This is a genomic window from Paenibacillus sp. ClWae2A (genome assembly GCF_032452295.1).
Classification (GTDB): Bacteria; Bacillota; Bacilli; order Paenibacillales; family Paenibacillaceae; genus Paenibacillus.
The window spans coordinates 533,046-549,368 of sequence record NZ_JAULSQ010000002.1; the positions used below are offsets into that span (position 1 = coordinate 533,046).

18 protein-coding genes and 1 riboswitch are annotated in these 16,323 nt (G+C 46.6%); of the genes, 4 read left to right on the forward strand and 14 right to left on the reverse strand.

Features of this window, described 5'->3' with window-relative positions; translation table 11 throughout:
- The first annotated feature begins 244 nt into the window (after positions 1–244).
- Positions 245–376, forward strand: a riboswitch (cyclic di-AMP (ydaO/yuaA leader).
- A gap of 5 nt (positions 377–381) precedes the next feature.
- Positions 382–846, forward strand: coding sequence for a C40 family peptidase (locus tag QVE09_RS08385; protein WP_315936451.1), 465 nt, complete (start codon positions 382–384; stop codon positions 844–846).
- 73 nt (positions 847–919) lie between these two features.
- Here QVE09_RS08385 and QVE09_RS08390 read toward each other — a convergent pair whose 3' ends face one another.
- From QVE09_RS08390 to QVE09_RS08405, 4 genes are all read right to left on the reverse strand, one after another.
- Positions 920–1,249, reverse strand: coding sequence for a carboxymuconolactone decarboxylase family protein (locus QVE09_RS08390; protein ID WP_315936452.1), 330 nt, complete (start codon positions 1,247–1,249; stop codon positions 920–922).
- Positions 1,250–1,390: 141 nt separating this feature from the next.
- Positions 1,391–1,609, reverse strand: a complete 219-nt coding sequence (locus QVE09_RS08395) for a hypothetical protein (RefSeq protein WP_056700334.1) — start codon at positions 1,607–1,609, stop codon at positions 1,391–1,393.
- 119 nt (positions 1,610–1,728) lie between these two features.
- Positions 1,729–2,058, reverse strand: a complete 330-nt coding sequence (locus QVE09_RS08400) for a hypothetical protein (RefSeq protein WP_036609615.1) — start codon at positions 2,056–2,058, stop codon at positions 1,729–1,731.
- 97 nt (positions 2,059–2,155) lie between these two features.
- Entirely contained in the window at positions 2,156–2,737 is a 582-nt protein-coding gene (locus tag QVE09_RS08405) for a xanthine phosphoribosyltransferase (RefSeq protein ID WP_036609617.1), read from the reverse strand.
- 204 nt (positions 2,738–2,941) lie between these two features.
- Between QVE09_RS08405 and QVE09_RS08410 the strand changes: the two genes are divergently transcribed.
- Positions 2,942–3,997 carry a YkvI family membrane protein gene (locus QVE09_RS08410; protein WP_315936453.1) on the forward strand — a complete coding sequence of 352 codons (1,056 nt, stop codon included), beginning with the start codon at positions 2,942–2,944 and terminating at the stop codon, positions 3,995–3,997.
- A gap of 135 nt (positions 3,998–4,132) precedes the next feature.
- Here the strand turns inward: QVE09_RS08410 and QVE09_RS08415 are convergent, their stop codons facing one another.
- The 6 genes from QVE09_RS08415 to QVE09_RS08440 form a co-directional block, all read right to left on the reverse strand.
- Positions 4,133–5,263: a glycosyltransferase family 4 protein gene (locus tag QVE09_RS08415; protein WP_074094467.1), complete on the reverse strand. Its 1,131-nt coding sequence runs from the start codon at positions 5,261–5,263 to the stop codon at positions 4,133–4,135.
- A 194-nt stretch (positions 5,264–5,457) separates the two neighbouring features.
- Positions 5,458–6,006, reverse strand: coding sequence for a GNAT family N-acetyltransferase (locus QVE09_RS08420; protein ID WP_315936885.1), 549 nt, complete (start codon positions 6,004–6,006; stop codon positions 5,458–5,460).
- 106 nt (positions 6,007–6,112) lie between these two features.
- A complete protein-coding gene (locus QVE09_RS08425) occupies positions 6,113–7,153 on the reverse strand; it encodes a hypothetical protein (protein WP_315936454.1) in 1,041 nt (346 codons plus the stop codon).
- A gap of 97 nt (positions 7,154–7,250) precedes the next feature.
- On the reverse strand, positions 7,251–8,054 hold the full coding sequence (locus tag QVE09_RS08430) for a Cof-type HAD-IIB family hydrolase (protein WP_315936455.1): 804 nt from the start codon (positions 8,052–8,054) through the stop codon (positions 7,251–7,253).
- A gap of 424 nt (positions 8,055–8,478) precedes the next feature.
- Positions 8,479–9,225, reverse strand: coding sequence for a pseudouridine synthase (locus QVE09_RS08435; RefSeq protein ID WP_315936456.1), 747 nt, complete (start codon positions 9,223–9,225; stop codon positions 8,479–8,481).
- On the reverse strand, positions 9,222–10,919 hold the full coding sequence (locus tag QVE09_RS08440; protein WP_315936457.1) for an RsmB/NOP family class I SAM-dependent RNA methyltransferase: 1,698 nt from the start codon (positions 10,917–10,919) through the stop codon (positions 9,222–9,224). The genes QVE09_RS08435 and QVE09_RS08440 overlap by 4 nt, the downstream gene beginning before the upstream one ends.
- Positions 10,920–11,140: 221 nt before the next feature.
- Here QVE09_RS08440 and QVE09_RS08445 point away from each other — a divergent pair, with 221 nt between their 5' ends.
- On the forward strand, positions 11,141–11,689 hold the full coding sequence (locus QVE09_RS08445) for a thioredoxin family protein (RefSeq protein ID WP_315936458.1): 549 nt from the start codon (positions 11,141–11,143) through the stop codon (positions 11,687–11,689).
- A 217-nt stretch (positions 11,690–11,906) separates the two neighbouring features.
- On the opposite strand, the gene QVE09_RS08450 is transcribed toward QVE09_RS08445, so the two are convergent.
- From QVE09_RS08450 to QVE09_RS08460, 3 genes are all read right to left on the reverse strand, one after another.
- The gene (locus tag QVE09_RS08450) at positions 11,907–12,389 is read right to left on the reverse strand and encodes a DUF309 domain-containing protein (protein ID WP_315936459.1); all 483 of its coding nucleotides are present in this window, start codon (positions 12,387–12,389) and stop codon (positions 11,907–11,909) included.
- Positions 12,376–13,191, reverse strand: a complete 816-nt coding sequence (yjbM, locus tag QVE09_RS08455; RefSeq protein WP_036609636.1) for a GTP diphosphokinase — start codon at positions 13,189–13,191, stop codon at positions 12,376–12,378. Before yjbM ends, QVE09_RS08450 begins: the two co-directional genes overlap by 14 nt.
- 134 nt (positions 13,192–13,325) lie before the next feature.
- Complete coding sequence (locus tag QVE09_RS08460) at positions 13,326–14,423, reverse strand: quinone-dependent dihydroorotate dehydrogenase (RefSeq protein WP_315936460.1); 1,098 nt, start codon at positions 14,421–14,423, stop codon at positions 13,326–13,328.
- A 254-nt stretch (positions 14,424–14,677) separates the two neighbouring features.
- Between QVE09_RS08460 and QVE09_RS08465 the strand changes: the two genes are divergently transcribed.
- Positions 14,678–14,815, forward strand: a complete 138-nt coding sequence (locus QVE09_RS08465) for a hypothetical protein (RefSeq protein ID WP_017689367.1) — start codon at positions 14,678–14,680, stop codon at positions 14,813–14,815.
- Positions 14,816–14,857: 42 nt separating this feature from the next.
- Here QVE09_RS08465 and QVE09_RS08470 read toward each other — a convergent pair whose 3' ends face one another.
- Positions 14,858–16,300: a L,D-transpeptidase family protein gene (locus QVE09_RS08470; protein WP_315936461.1), complete on the reverse strand. Its 1,443-nt coding sequence runs from the start codon at positions 16,298–16,300 to the stop codon at positions 14,858–14,860.
- Between the last annotated feature and the right edge of the window lie 23 nt (positions 16,301–16,323).

A 16,323-nucleotide genomic window follows, 5' to 3' on the forward strand; every position in this document is an offset into this window, starting at 1 on the left:
ATATAATCTCTCTAATCCTACATAACGGAATAGTTCTTTTAACTCATGACAAACCTATTTATTTATCCAAATTCATCTTAAACGAATCAATAATGACGTTTTTGTCATGAATGATACCCAAACTTGATCCCTTCTTTCATATAAAAACCTTAATTCCGCTAACATTGAGGTATTAAGAAAGGGTTTAAATGGGTTTGACAATTACGCATTTATGCAATATAGTTTCAAATAGTTACAAAAACTTAATTATTCATTGCCGAGTTTCATGTTTGAAAACGGGGGAACCATTTTGGGTGAATTATTCTTATACATAGGAAATATAGGGAACCTTCTACCGAACCCTTAGCTAACTCCGTAGGCATCGAAGGGAGAACATTGATTTTGAAAAAACTGATTATCTCCATTTTTGGAGCAGCTGTATTATTTACATCCGGGGCAACAAGCACAGAGGCAAGCAGTATCAACTCCGTAGTGAACAACATGACAGGTATACCTTACAAATGGGGTGGCACGACTGTAGCCGGCTTCGACTGTTCCGGGTTTATGAGATATATTTTCAACAAATACAGCATTGAATTGCCACGTACTTCGCAACAGCAAGCCAAAGCAGGTACTCCGGTAGCCAAAAGCAATGTTCGGACAGGTGATCTGGTGTTCTTTAATACAACAGGCAAAGGCATTTCACATACAGGTGTATATATCGGCGGCGGACAATTCGCTCACGCCTCCAGCAGCAAAGGTGTAAGCATCACGAAGTTATCGAATCCATACTTCAATGATCGTTACGTAACAGCACGTCGGGTAACTGGACAGTTTATGTACGATAAAATGTTGGGTAAAATGTAATTCACACACAAAAAGGCATCGGTTATTAACCGGATGCCTTTTTTGTACTTAAAAATGTATGTTGCATTGCTTACTAATGCAACGCCTTCTGCACTCGCATCGCACCCTGAGACAGGGCATGTCCTCCTCCAACAGCTCCGGCCACGGCTACGGTCTCCATGATCTCCTGATCTGTGGCACCCTTGGCACGGGCTTCTTCTACATGGTAGAAGGTACATACCTCATTGTTGGCAAACAATCCAATGCCGAGCGCAATTAATTGTTTTGTCTTCGCATCAATCACGCCAGGTTGGAAACATTCTCCGGTAAACTCATGATACGACTTCACCACACCTGGCAGTACATCGCTTAATGCTCCAATCTGATCCTTGTAGGCATAAACTTTATCATTCATCAATGTCATCGCTTGTAGCACACCCTCTCGGCTATAGTTACAGATCTTCCTCACTGTACCTATCTTCTCTCCCAAGTGAGTCAATTATGCCAACAAATCATGGTAATTCCAAACATTTAACGCTTATGGCTCTGCCATAATTATAAACTGTTACTCACTAAGTGGACTCTGGCGCGGCTCGCTGAACAGCTGATATCGGTAACTGCGATCCAGCTTGACGACACGTCTATTCTGACGACGGATAAGTACCTGCTCGCCATCCCAGGCAACAACAATCCCGGTTACATCGTTTGACTCCAGCTCGTCCCGTACTACTCTTACTTTCTCACCTGACAGACGCAGGGCGTCCAATTCTGTATCACTGATCATGTTCATGGCTCCTATATTCCAAATTTATTTACAAAAAGAGACCTAAATGAAATGTCATTTAGGTCTCACGTGACTGTATTGGACTGTCATGTCATTCGAAATTATGTCCCGACTGAAAGTTACCGCTGCGCGTGCTCTTTGCTGTCGTTCTTCTCGAACCAAAAATCAAGCACTTTGGCGGACATCACACGTTCTTCAAGGTACTCCACTTGATGCGGTGTAAATTGTTCTTTCCAAGAGAAGGACAACTCTTCGCACAAGCCTACAATCGTCAGTAATTCTGACCAGGCAACATAGCGTTTGTACCAGAAAAATTGAGGATGTTCAATCATATAGGGATAAAGGTCATCGAATTCCGTATGTTTACAATCCAGGGCACGTTCAAAATGAACTTTCGATTCCGCCAGCTTATCATTAAAAAATTGTTCTGTTGCCGGTTGGTTCCCCATGGTGTTGCCTCCTCTCCCTAACATAACCCCATTATAAATGAAATCCGCGGTCATGCAAAGGCATTGTTCAAAAAATAGGCCCTATTCCTTTAAAATGTCACATTTCGTTATCGTCAAATTGTACCGTACCATCGTTCAGGGAACGAATGCGTACCAAGGCTTCCACCGGAATACCCTGTTCACGAATCGTGCGTGCCCCTGCCTGGAAACTTTTCTCGACCACAACGCCGAATCCGACGAGTTCCGCACCGGAACGCTCGATAATTTTGATGACGCCACGAGCGGCATCTCCATTGGCAATGATATCATCGATGAACAAAATACGGTCATTCTCATGAATGAACTCACGGGATACCATAATGTCAGTTACAATTCCTTTGGTAAAGGACGGTACACGTTCGCAGTAAGCATCAGGATCAGCCAGAAGTGTTTTTTTGCGACGGGCGAATACAAGTGGTACCCCAAGTTCATAGGCCGCGGCAAACGCAACCGGAATCCCTGAGGATTCTACCGTGATTACACGAGTCACTCCACTTTCACGAAAACGGGCAGCGAACTCCCGTCCCATCTCCATCGTTAATGCAGGATCAATCTGGTGGTTCAACAGACCATCCAGCTTTAATACTTGATCCGAGATAACCACACCTTCTTGTAAAATTCGTTGTTTCAATAATTCCATGATTTGACCTCCCAAGCCTATCCTATGAGGTAAAAGTATCATATATCTATCTATAAGTTCAAGCGAAATTGCCTGGGCGCTGTCCTTGGGACGCATTTCAAGCCAAAGCTCATTATCAATTGTCATGACTTTCGTGGGTCAAGCATACCTTGTACCATGGTACCCGCATGTCCAAACTAAACAGGGGCCTGAGAGGGGAAACACATGAAACAGGCATTTCGGGTGCTGCAGATCGCATTTACATACATCGGAACGGTTGTCGGAGCCGGCTTCGCTACAGGACAGGAAATTTTGCAGTTTTTTACCCAGTATGGCAAATGGGCCACCGTCACCATAGGCTTATCCACCATGCTCTTTGTCTGGTTAGGTACCAAAATGATGCTGATCGCTCACGATACCGGGTCCCGCTCTTATGAGGATCTGAACAAACATTTATTCGGCCACAAGGCGGGCAAATGGATCACCTGGGTGACCCTTCTCATTCTCATTGGCGTGAACAGTGTCATGCTTGCCGGAGCAGGTTCCGTTTTTGTCGAACATCTGGGTTTGCATTATCAGACAGGTCTGATCGTCACACTTGTAGGGACATACCTGCTTCTCGGTCGAGGCATTCAGGCTATCCTTCAAATGAATAGCATCGTCGTGCCCATGATGCTCCTGTTATCCCTGCTCATGATTACCAGTACCATCCATCATCCAGGTGCTTCCCGATTCATCACACTGACGACAGACTCAAACCCTATTCAAGTATGGCTGTCTCCACTGTTGTATACTTCATTTAATCTGGTGTTGGCTCAAGCTGTTCTTGTGCCAGTAGGTAACCAGATCCGTAGTCGGAATGTGCTGAAGTGGGGTGGAGTATTGGGTGGAATTGGCGTTGGTTTCATGCTGATGGCAGCTCATTTTGCCATGTCAGCACAGATGCCCGGCATCATCCAATTCGAAATCCCGATGGGCAGCATTGCCTTTCAACTTGGATGGGCAGTGCAATCTGTATATGTATCCCTTATTTTCATGGAAATATTCAGTACCTTTGTAGCCGATATCTATGGGATGACCTTGCAACTCAGACAACATATACGTGTCCATCCCCGTTTCATTACATTAACCATTATGATGTTGTGTTACTCACTCAGTCAGTTTGGATTCAGTTCCCTGCTGTCAATCCTTTACCCTATCTTCGGAAGTATGGCATTAATCTGGGCTGCCAAATTGGTACTGAACCGCTGGGGCACCTTTCGTAAACGCAACAATATATAAATCTCACGGTCCATGTACTTCATGAATATGAGCATCCGTTTGCCTTCTAGCCACATTTCACCGCGGGTTTTCTTTCCTTAAACATGACAAAAAGCCGCTGTTTAGCACAGCGGCTCGCACTTTTCTCTCTCCATTTTAGGCTTTGCTGGGAAACTGAAGATACATCTTTTTCAGCTCATTGACCGATCTGCCGAGCGAGTAATGTGTTTTGGCTTTTTCGCACGCTGAACGGGCAAGTTCATAACGATAAGCCGGGTCCAGCATCACCTTCTCAAGCGCTTCAGCCAGTGCAGAAGGATCTTCTGCCGGTACAAGCAACCCATTGCTGCCGTTCTCGATCTGTTCCGGTATACCACCTACATCCGTACCCACAAGGGCAAGACAACTCAGCGCCGCTTCAGCGAAGACGGAACCAAATGCTTCTGCCCGTGAAGGAAGTACAAAAATATCAAAGAATGGCATGAATTCCTCAGGGTGCAGTGTGTAACCATAGAAAATGGTCTCATTATAGATCCCCAATCGCTGCGCCAATTCTTCCAGATCAGGACGAATCGGTCCATCTCCAATAATATGTAACACATAATCATGACCTCGGCCCTTCAGTTCCGCACAGGCTTTGAAAAGAATATCCAACCCTTTCGCCGGAACAAGCCGACATACCGTGACCAGCTGTGGTATGGCATTATCATGAGGGATCGGCTTAAACCGCTTCTCATCAAATCCATTGGGAATCACACCGATGACATCAGGTTCCTTCACGTAGGGAGCCAGATAACGACGGAACGAATCCGACACCGTCAAGAGACGCTCTGCCTGGTGTTCCAGCTCACCATATATCGCAAGAAGAAAACGATGCTCCGGTCCATCCGTTTCAATGCGTCCATTAAGGATTAATTCTCGTTCATAACTGGAGTGTATCGTCTGAATGAGAGGTGTATCCGGGAAAACCGTTTTCATCGCAAGTCCTGCAATTGGGTGGTGAGCATGGATCAGATCATAGGGCTTCTGAATACGCAGTTTGGTCCACCATAGATAATCACGATAAGTTTGAATATATTTTTGGACAACAGGACTATCCTGATATTCCGTCCAATCAAACGTTTCGAACTGAACTTCCTCTCTGCCCTTGTTGCGAATTCGCTTCGGCAACGAGAACAGATCCATTTCCCACCTTGGGGTTGTAAATCTCTCTTGCATATAAGGAATCATAGAGGATACACCTCCGGGCTGCTCCGGAGGAAAGAAAAGCGCCTGCAGCAATTTCACCGTTAGTTTCCCCCTTTCTAACTTACGTACTGCTCTAATATCCATTATGACATAGGGAAGCCGGAACATCTATATTACGATAACTCGTATATACAACATATTCATAAAACATTCCCCTCAGAAGCAAAAGCTTTATAATCCAGCAGTCAACCGCTCGCGCTTGTCGTCAACATATTCATTGGATAACCAGAATTTCAGCTCAGTAGCTCCACGGGCTTCTCATATGTACTGTAACCATCTGTCTCTCCCAAAAAAGTATACCCGTTCCGCGCGTAAAAGGAGTTCAACGTAGCATTGCTCGCTCCGCAGTCTAACCGAACCTTATGTTTGCTTTCAAAATGTATGCCGGTGCTGGACCATTGCAAAATGGACCGTCCCAGACCACTCTGAGCATATTTTCTTCGAATCGCTAGCCGGTGCAGATAAATTGCGCCATCCTCGGCATGAGCTTTTGGACCCCAAAGATGAATGTCCCACGGGCTGGGCTGAACCATAAGGATAACCATCCCCGCTACGTCCGCTCCTTTTTTAAACACAAACACATCCCCACGCCGAATCGCCCCTGCTGTATCGTGTGAATCTTCACCTTTAAGCAAAGCGTTCCATTGGGAAGAACCCTGGCTCTGTAACCATTTGGCTGTCTCCACCAACAGCGACATTACATCGTCCGTATCTTCGGGCTTCGCCTGAACCGCTTGAAAACCATCGTTAATATAATCGCTACTGATCCTGAATGAGTGCATCATTGTTCTCCTCCGCTTCCTGATCTCTGTTAAGCTAATGGTACTATACCGGGAAATGGATTTTTCGTCAAAAAGAGAACAAAAAAAGGTAAAAGGCAGCCGCCTTTTACCCATCTATTCTGGCTTCATCAATAATCTGATTTCGATACAACATCGTAAGGTGCAGGGTATCAAACTCCATTTCCTTGTCCAACTCCTGCATCAACACTTCGACCAGGCTCTTTCGCTGCACGCTGGTTCCAGGAACCTCGTAATCAATATATCCCGTCAGATCGGATTGAGAAGTGTCTATTGTTGCTGTTCCCACAGGCAATCCACCTCGTTCCTGAAGAAACAGCTCATATACCCGGAACTCCCGATCCTTACGCTTCAGCATGACATAACATGCTTCTTCAGCAGCTTCCAGCTCATCCAGATCCGATTCATCGGTATCCTCAAACTCCTCGGAGAAATCACGATGTATCCACTCTAACGTCTCGAGTTCGTTGCCCTGATGCCACATGCGGATCGTAATCGTATCGATGATATCCTCATCCAGCTCTCTGACCAGCAACTCTGCCGCGGCTTCCAATTGATTCTCTTCCGGCTCGTCATACCAGTGTATTTCACCTTGTACATCAGCGCCATATTGTTTTAAGGAAGCTTCTGCAAGTTCCTGTCCTTCGACATCATTGAATATATACGTCGATATGCTGCGTCCCGCGCTTACCATTTCCATCTCCAGAACCTGATCCCGATCTTCATATGTAAACGATTCGGCTTGTGAAACAGGGATTACCTTACTTTCACTGCTGTCTATATCGTCATAACTGCCTTCGACATGAATCGTATCTTCAGACGGCCACACTGTCTCTGACTCAGGCTTATGCAGAACCGAATGTAGTGAGCCACAACTGACCAGCACTTCATAATATGCAGCTTCCAACGCATCTGTAAGAGATCGGACATAGGCATGCACTTTCTCCACGATCCGTTGCTCTGTACCATCTGGCAGAGACTCCTGCTCAATCTGGAGACTACCTGATAAACGATCTCCTTCTCTATACACAAGGAAAAGTGAGCCTGTATATTGTCCATTAACCATCACGTCTTGTACTTCTCCACCTGATGTCCGCAGGTCTGCAACCAGTTCCACATCATATTTCACCACGTGTCCTCCTCCATTCCTAACGTTATTCTCTTAGGATGCCCCTGAGGACGGTAGATTATGAGGGAAGCGTGCATTTCAAATATAAGATGTAAGGTTAGACGGATAACACATATTTTTGGATTGCGTGTGCCACACCTTGCTCGTTATTCGAGAGTGTAACCTCGTCCGCAGCAGCTTTCACCTCGTCCGGTGAGTTATCCATGGCAATGCCTTTGCCCGCAAAGGTCAGCATCGTAATATCATTGAAGTAGTTACCAATCGCCATGATCTCCGAAGGCAAGATTCCCTTCGATTCGGCAAGCCTTTTAAGCGCAGCGCCTTTGGACGCTTCGGGATGCATCAGATCAATAAAAAAGTCACCACTCCGTGTCATATAATAAGGCAGATTCCAGGTAGACCATTCCTGAAGCACTGCATCCATCTGTTCAATCGGACCAAATGCAGTGAACTTCGCCAGCGGTTCTGTCATGTCAACCCACTTGGGTAACTTCAGTGGCTCGGCCATAAAGTTGTAATACATCTCACGCACCTGCAAACCCAAACCTTCCGGTTGATCCACATATAGACCAAATGCCGTATTGATGTCAAAATGTACTCCATTGGCTCGACAGTACGATATGATCGGCTCTAATCCTTGTCCATCTAATGCAAAATGATGAACCACCTCACGGGTATCCACTTGCGCCGTTACGGCACCATTATGTGTAATCACATATCCATCCAGTCCCATCTGCTCCATAAAAGGAATCGTGTTGGCAGGACCTCTACCTGAACACAGGACGATCTCTGCTCCCTGACGGGAAGCTTGGATCAAGGTCTCCTGAGTCCATTCGGTTAGTTCATGATGATCATTCAGCAGTGTTCCATCTACATCAAGTGCAATTAATTTATAGGTCATTCTGGCTTCATCCTCATCTCTGTAGTAATCGCACCCACCCAAACCCTCCCTTCCGAGGGAGGGCCCCAGAGGGCTCTGCCCTCTGGACTCCCGTCTTGCTCACCGGTGGTAGGTCGGGTCTTGCTATGTCACGGTTGTCGTAGGAACGCTTGTTGCCGGGCACACCGCTGGTCAGCGGCGGTCCCGCCCAAGCTTAACCGGGACCATTACGGGCAGGGCTTCGCTCTCGGCCCGGCTCCCATCCTCCGCTTCGCGAAGGACGGGAGCTTTCTCGCCTGCGGCGTTAGTATCGGGGCTTCGCCTCCCTCCACAACTCCCTGCTTCACTTCGTGAAGGACGGGAGCTTTCTCGCCTGCGGCGGTTAGTATCGGGGCTTCGCTTCCCTCCACGGCTCCCTGCTTCACTTCGTGAAGGACGGGAGCTTTTACTTCCGCAGAAGGTTCAACTCGTCTGCGGTTAGTTCACGATAGCTTCCGATAGCAAGATCGGAAGCTAGTTCCAGCTCACCCATGGCTACGCGTTTCAGATAGATCACTCGCTTGCCTACCGCTTGAAACATACGTTTTACCTGATGAAACTTACCTTCGTGAATAATAAGCGAGATCGATGAGATCGTGCCTTCTTCCGTTTCTTCCTGACCAAGTATAGTCAGTTCGGCTGGCAACGTCTCGTACCCGTCATCCAGCTGTACACCAGCTTTGAACCGTTGCACATCCGCATCATCCACGTTTCCCAGTACACGGGCTTCATAGGTTTTGGGCACATGCTTGCGTGGAGATAACAGATCATGCGCAAGTGGACCGTCATTCGTGAGAATGAGCAGTCCCTCCGTATCCTTATCCAGTCGTCCCACAGGAAACGGATTGAAGATCCGATCCTCTTTCCGCAACAGATCCAGTACCGTCTTATCTCTGTTGTCCTCCGTAGCAGACACAACACCCGGAGGTTTATGCAACATCAGATAGATCATCTCCCGATAAACAATCCGCTCGCCATCGGCTTCGATGACGTTAACCTCGGGATTCACCTGTACACCACTATCTTTCACCGCTTTGCCGTCCACACGGATTCTGCCTTGCTTCACCATCTTTTTGAGTTCACTTCGTGTTCCCACACCCATATGGCTTAATATTTTGTCCAGACGCAGCGTTTGTTTGCCTTTTCCACTCATACCGATGTCCACCTCCACCCTGCCGGATATTCATTCTTCAGTACACCATCCAGCCATTTTCCCCAGCCAGCGGCATAACCATCTACACATACAAGAACGTACCCTTTGGCAAACGTATCCGCCTTGAGAACCACTCGTTCTTGTTCAATATTTAATGTCTCACCCTTGAGGTATCTCACGGCTTCGCCATCAGCGGATGACAGATTCACGCTTCGCCGTGCCTCAGATGCATTCAGAGCGCACGCAAGCGGGTGTGACGGAACAAACCGTCCATTCTTGATCGTACCCATGAACCAGCCTGCACGAATGACTTTCAGTCCCTCCAATCGAGCTGCACCGACCAAGGATTGATACACACGATCTCCATAACATACCGTTTCTCCAGTTAAATCAATCTCCAATTGTTCTTTCATAAACTGACTGTAGATCGCAACAGGATCCATACTTGCCAGATCAGCTCCGCGTCCCTGACCCCGTTCCGATTTACGTCCACCGTGATCTTTACCTTTTTTGCTCTGTCTACCCGGATTCTTGCTGCCACCAGCCTGTCTGTCATGGGACTCTCGGGATTCGATTCGCAATAAACGTTCCTTTTTACGATCAGCCTTGGTCATAGCAATTGAAGAAGCAGCAATAGAGTGATCCTTGTTCCCCTCTACTTCAATCCTGGACACATCCACGACCTGTCCACACTCCATTGCTCCTTCTTTAACTACTCCAGATTGATCTGTTTCTAATCCTTGCCCTGCACGATGCTGTAACACAGCAACATAATGTCCTTCCCCTTCCAAAAGGTGAGGCCACAATCTCGCGGTACCACGCGTTTGATCCAGTACAGCTTCCGTCTCTTCTGCCTTCTCCGGCATCATCTGACGTACCCATTCCGGACGTCCTGGAGCAAACCCCGTCTCTTCAGGAATGTCCATTACTACGAAATCATGGTTTACATTCAGGAACTCCGCAATCATCGCTTCATTTTCCTCCGGCGCAAAGGTACATGTCGAATATACGATGGTTCCTCCCGGGGCCAGCAATCGTGCCGCAGTCTCCAAGATATCCCGCTGCATGAGCACACATTTTTCCACCGAATGATGTTCCCATGATTTCACCATGTCTTCATCTTTGCGGAACATCCCTTCACCTGAACAAGGCGCATCGATTAATACTTTGTCAAAATAATGAGGAAATGCATTCGCGATCCGCTCGGGCGACTCATTCAAAACAACGGCGTTACGAACCCCGTACAATTCCACGTTCTTGGCTAGCGCTTTTGTGCGTTCAGCATGGATATCGTTCGTGACAAGCACACCCTTGCCTTGCAGCTTTGCAGCAATCTGTGTTGTTTTCCCTCCCGGAGCAGCACACAGATCAAGCACGCGATCTCCAGGCTCCACCTGCAATAATTCAACGGGTGCCATAGCACTTGGTTCCTGTATATAATATAGACCTGCATGATAATAAGGGTGCAGCCCAGGTTTAACACCATGAGGTACATAGAATCCTGTCTCATACCAGGGAATAGGTCTTAGATCAAACGGAGCAATCTCATCGAATTGTTCCATCGATATTTTTAGCGTATTCACTCTCAGTCCCGCATGGGGAGACTGTTCATACGATTTCATAAATTGTTCAAACTCATCGCCCAGCAAACTTTTCATTCGCTCAGCAAATATCAAAGGTAACTTTACACCCATATTCCCACTCATCCTGTCTTGGTAAGATTGCAATATCGTTTTATTTTATCATATCCAAGCTTTGCTTTCCTATCATATCGTATCTATTCCACTACAGCGTGTAATGTAGTATAATGGCAAGTAGATTGATTCCTGAGCAAAAATCCGGGTGTTTATGCATATTATCCCAACCTTTATTTTTGCCCAAACTATATTTCGATATGATCGATGGGGGATGTCCAATGAAATCCAAGAAGAAAAAGAAAAGTGCTGCGATCCTTATATTCCTGGGTATTTTAATCATTATGATTGCAGCATTGGTTGTCGTAGACCAGAGTTCCAAGAAACAGATGGATTCAGTGGAAAATGCCTATGGCATCGCTGCTTCCAAGCTTAATCCAGCTACACGGGAGCTACTTAGTGATCCCAACTATCAACAAATTATTGTACCTGCTGATCTCAAAGCCAAAATCGATAACAAAGACAGCTTTTTTGTTTATTTCTTCGCTTCCGATTGCTCGCACTGCCGTGCCACAACACCTCAGTTGATGCCCCTGGTTGACAGTGAAGGTATTGAGCTTCCGCAGTTCAATCTGCGTGAATTCGAAGCAGGATGGACCGATTACAATATCGAGTTCACCCCTACACTCGTCTATTATGAGGCTGGTGTCGAGAAAGACCGTATGGTTGGCGGACTGCAAGAGAATGGCAGTGACCAAGGCTACACGCTGGATGATTACAAACAATTTTTCCAAAAATATAAAGGCAGTGCCACTCCTTCGGCAAGCTAAATGATAGATCCGTTTCCACAGTATCTACAATCAGGCACTTGTATCATCAGACACTGTTCTGTTGAAGGACAGGCTGTGCCACCTGCAATCATCTGAATATGACGCAACATTCAAAAACACCCCGACCTTTCCCTTTACAGGAATAGTCGGGGTGTTTCATATCCATGGAACTTCATATCCATGGGATGCTCATTTGAATGTTAACGCTGATTACAGTTCATCTTTTTCTCTGATCCATCGCCTTCATCTTCTCTTCGTATATTCGCCCTCTGGTAGGACTCCGGCGTTGCGGAATATTAGGTTTTAGTTCAAGCGATCTTCTAGATATCTCTTGTTCTAAGACCTCATCAACAATTCGTATGGACAAATCCCTGTAAGTCACAGACTGAGCATCTGATCCGGACAGTTGCTTCACGATTTCCTGTACATTTCGTACCAAAACCTCAAGGTCAATGCCCAGAACCGTAGCAGGATAAGGTTCCAGAAGATCAAGTGAGCTCTGTAACATCATCGTTCCTCCGCGAAGATTGCCATTCCTGAAGTGGTATAAACCAACCGCAATTTGCAACAATCCTTTATAGAGAGAATCCCGGTTCCGTTCAAGCCACAATTCTTCCAGCACCTCATGGCACTCGAAATAATCCTGATCCCGATTGAAGTAGATTAAGTAGTCAACGTACAGTGGCTCATAGATGCTCATCCGGGTTTTCGCCCTTTCTGGCGTTGTTCAGAAGTTTCTTCACGTCATCTAGCAAGTCTTTGAGCCCTTCCATATCATGTCGTTCCCAGTAATCGTTAAATCGCTTCTGTGCTTCAATCGCTTCACTGACAAGGTGGTAGAAGTATAATTGATGAATGATATTCAATGTTCTTGAAACGATATTCGAATCATCTTCAAAGGCCTTCTGTGCCTCCAGAATTTGCAGACGAATCGCAGACATCTCATTATCCAGTATAAACGCGGCCTCAGCCGTTTTTTTCAGCCTGGTTCTCATCTCATCAGGTAACCCTTCCCGAAATTTGTAACTCAGCGAATGTTCAATGGTAGCCCAGAAGTTCATGGCAAGCGTCCGGATCTGTATCTCAGCCAAAACTTTCTTTTGTCCCAGAGCCGTCTGAACGGGATACTCAATAATCATATGGAAGCTGCGATAGCCGCTCTCTTTGAAATTCGTAATATAATCTTTCTCAATGAGTACCGTGAGATCCTTGCGGCCTCGAATGTATTCGGCAACCCGACGGATATCATCTACGAACTGGCACATGATACGGATACCTGCAATATCCTCAATGCCTGTCTCCACGTCATCAAGCGACACATTCAGTCGTCTGGATTTCTCCAGAATACTGGATATTTTTTTGACACGACCGGTAACGAATTCAATCGGGGCATACTCTTCCCTTTTTTTCAACTCCGCCCGCATTGTCTTAAACTTGACTTTTAATTCCTCTACCGCTTGTTCATAAGGAAGTAAAAATGTACCCCAGTCTCTACCGTCCATGCTTATGCCTCCTGTCTCTATAGCTTCCCCTGTTCTATTCCATTATACATGATGTTTGGTGGGGGGAAGAGTCCCGAACCATTTTACACTCTTCCATGCTTCTATATTTTCATTCCGGGGATTCTCATTCCTTCTTAACGATGTTCTGCACCAACCGCTTCAGAGATATGACGATAACCGTCCTTGCGCAGCAACTCACGCAGTCCGGCATGAATGCGCCGATTCACCTCAGGTCCTTCGTAGATCAATGCTGTATATATTTCGACCAAGCTTGCTCCGGCTTTAATTTTCTCGTATGCATCCTCACTTGTGAAAATGCCACCTGAACCGATAATAGGAAGTTTTCCCTCAGTCTGGCGATAGATCTGGCGAATAATCTCCGTTGAACGGTCACGTAGAGGTTTACCGCTCAGACCACCTGTTTCCTTCGCATGTTGGTGAGAAAGTCCTGTACGACTGATGGTTGTGTTCGTTGCAATAATGCCAGCAACACCGCTGTCTGCAATTGTGCGAACCATATATTCAAGTTCCTGATCATTCACATCCGGCGCAATCTTCACCAGAACGGATTTGGTCGCTCCGCCCGCTCGTGCATGCTGCACGTTCATCTCGTTCATAACCGCAGCGAGCAGCTCTTTCAATTCATTCCCATGTTGCAGATTACGCAAATCCGGTGTATTTGGTGAACTGATATTAACCACGAACAGATCAGAATAATCGTATAGTGCCTGAATGCACTTCGAATAGTCCAAGTGAGCTTCCTCATTAGACGTTGCCTTATTCTTGCCGATGTTAACAGCCACTGGAATACGCCGATCCTGTAGACGTGCCAATTCACCTGCCATGGCTTCTGCACCAAGATTGTTGAAGCCCATTCGGTTCACCAAAGCCTCGTCTGGAGGCAAACGGAACAGCCGTGGTTGATCGTTACCTGGTTGTGCAAGTGGTGTCACGGTTCCCACTTCCATGAATCCAAATCCGATGGAAGAAAAGCCCGTTACGGCCTGGCCGTTTTTGTCCAGACCCGCAGCCAGACCAACAGGTGTAGGGAAATGACACCCAAACATGTCAACAGCCAGATCAGACGTTTCACGAACGCCGTACATCACACGCAGTCCGGAAGGAACCGGACGGATGCTACCCACGCCACTAAGGCCGCCAATAATCAGATGATGGGCCTGTTCAGGGTCCATTTTGAACAACAAAGGTTTAGCAAGACTTCTGTATAACAAATCACTCACTCCGTTCTGGTCCGGTACGCCAAAAAGCCGCTTTCCGTCTTTTCATATGTAAAAAACACTCTACACACAAGTCTATCTGTTTCTTATTAAAAAGGAAAGTAGTTTGCGCATAGACAGCACAAATCGAATAATACAAAATGCTCACAAGAAATCCACCCGCCCACTGGAAATGACGAGTTGAATTCTTTACAATGAGAGCATGGTTACTCTACACCAGTTCTATTCCAAATAAGGAGGAATAACTCATGGCTCCCAAACGTAAACCACCTGCATTACAGCAAAAGAAAGAAGAAGTGAATCGCAAAGCCATTGCATGGACTGCAGCAAGTGTAGGCGGCTTGATCATCATCATTGGTGCTCTTATCATTATTGCCAACATGTAGATGATTCAGGCTGAATCCAACTGATTCTACATATCCAACAGATCAATTCAGCCAGTGATACGTTTTGTTCGAATTATTCTGCTTTGGAACAAGCGTATGCTGATAACGCTGCTTTGCTTCTGGAACAAGTGTCAGATCCGGCAGTACATCTTCTCCTATGCGTACCGGAGTGCCTTGCGGAGCAAGAGCGAATAACTCTTCTACATCTCCTGTACGCATTCTCACACATCCAAGGGACTCATCCAGTCCGATGCTGTCTGGCTCGTTGGTCCCGTGGATGGCATAATTCGTATTCGAGAGCTGCATACCTCTGCTTCCAAACTCACCGTTCGAACGTCCATTCGGATTGACCACTTTATCTGTAATGATAAATGAACCCTCCGGTGTTCGATCACCGCCAAGTCCCACATCATACATACGAACAATGGTATCTCCACTGATTAATGCAAGTTTATGTTTATCCTTATCAATGACAATCTCCAGCGGTTCCTGCAAAAAAGGTTGACCTCCCAGCGTATCTGCAAAAGCGGCATTTTTGCCTTGAGACGAATTCGAAGTCGTTGAACCATTCTCTTTACCACTCGAATCGCTCTTCCCTGCCTGTGCCTTTCCTTGATGCAAAGCTAAGAGCTTCGGAAACATCTCGGTCATCCCTGGGGCAGTCTCGCCTAGAATATTATTCGGAAATGGCTGGGCCATTTGTGTTACACTCTTGGGCCATGCGTCATTTTTTTTGCGATAGGCAACGATTGCACTTGATAATGATGCAGCTGCTTCCTGCTTGGCGGTCCAAGCCATAGCCATCTTTTTGATTTTCGGTGTAATTTCAGGAGGTTCACAGTTACATTGCTTGGCATCATAACTCTGTGCAGTCAATTTCCCGCTTGTATTGGTTTGTACTATGTATTTCACAGGCATGTTTCGTTTCCATAAAGACCAGTCATCCGAGGTTTGCATACCCAGTACAGCAGAGGTCTCTACTTTCGGGCCAGACCCGGACCAGGCAACTGCGAGCGCAGCCTCGCCATGATTGCCTCCACCAAATGCCGCAGCGGTGAACACATTACTTGGTGGAATGGATACAGTCCCAGCCTGTTGATCCACTCCTACAGGGTCAGGGATCTCATCCGTGGATTCCAGTGCTGCTGACAGTGCGTCGGCCGCTTCACGACTGAAACCTGGAGCGTCCGCAGGTGGCAGACCTGCCAGCACAAGCAGCATGAACAACGTAAGCCACATTTTGCGTCTACGTTGTTTTTTCTCCTTTTGCTCAGACATTTCCACCAGTTTCTCCTGATAGTCCACCCAGATGTCAGCAGGAGCTTTACTGCGTTCAAATGCCTCGTAAACCTCGCCCGCTTGCTGAAAGCAATAGTTGGCTTTGGCCTCCTGTCCTTCGCCCAAGTACTCCTTTCCAAGCAAGTACCAAGCCATTTTATTGTCGGGATGTTTCTTGACATATGTTCTTAGATGAGTATTCTGCATCCGATCCTCCACTATTTCGCCTT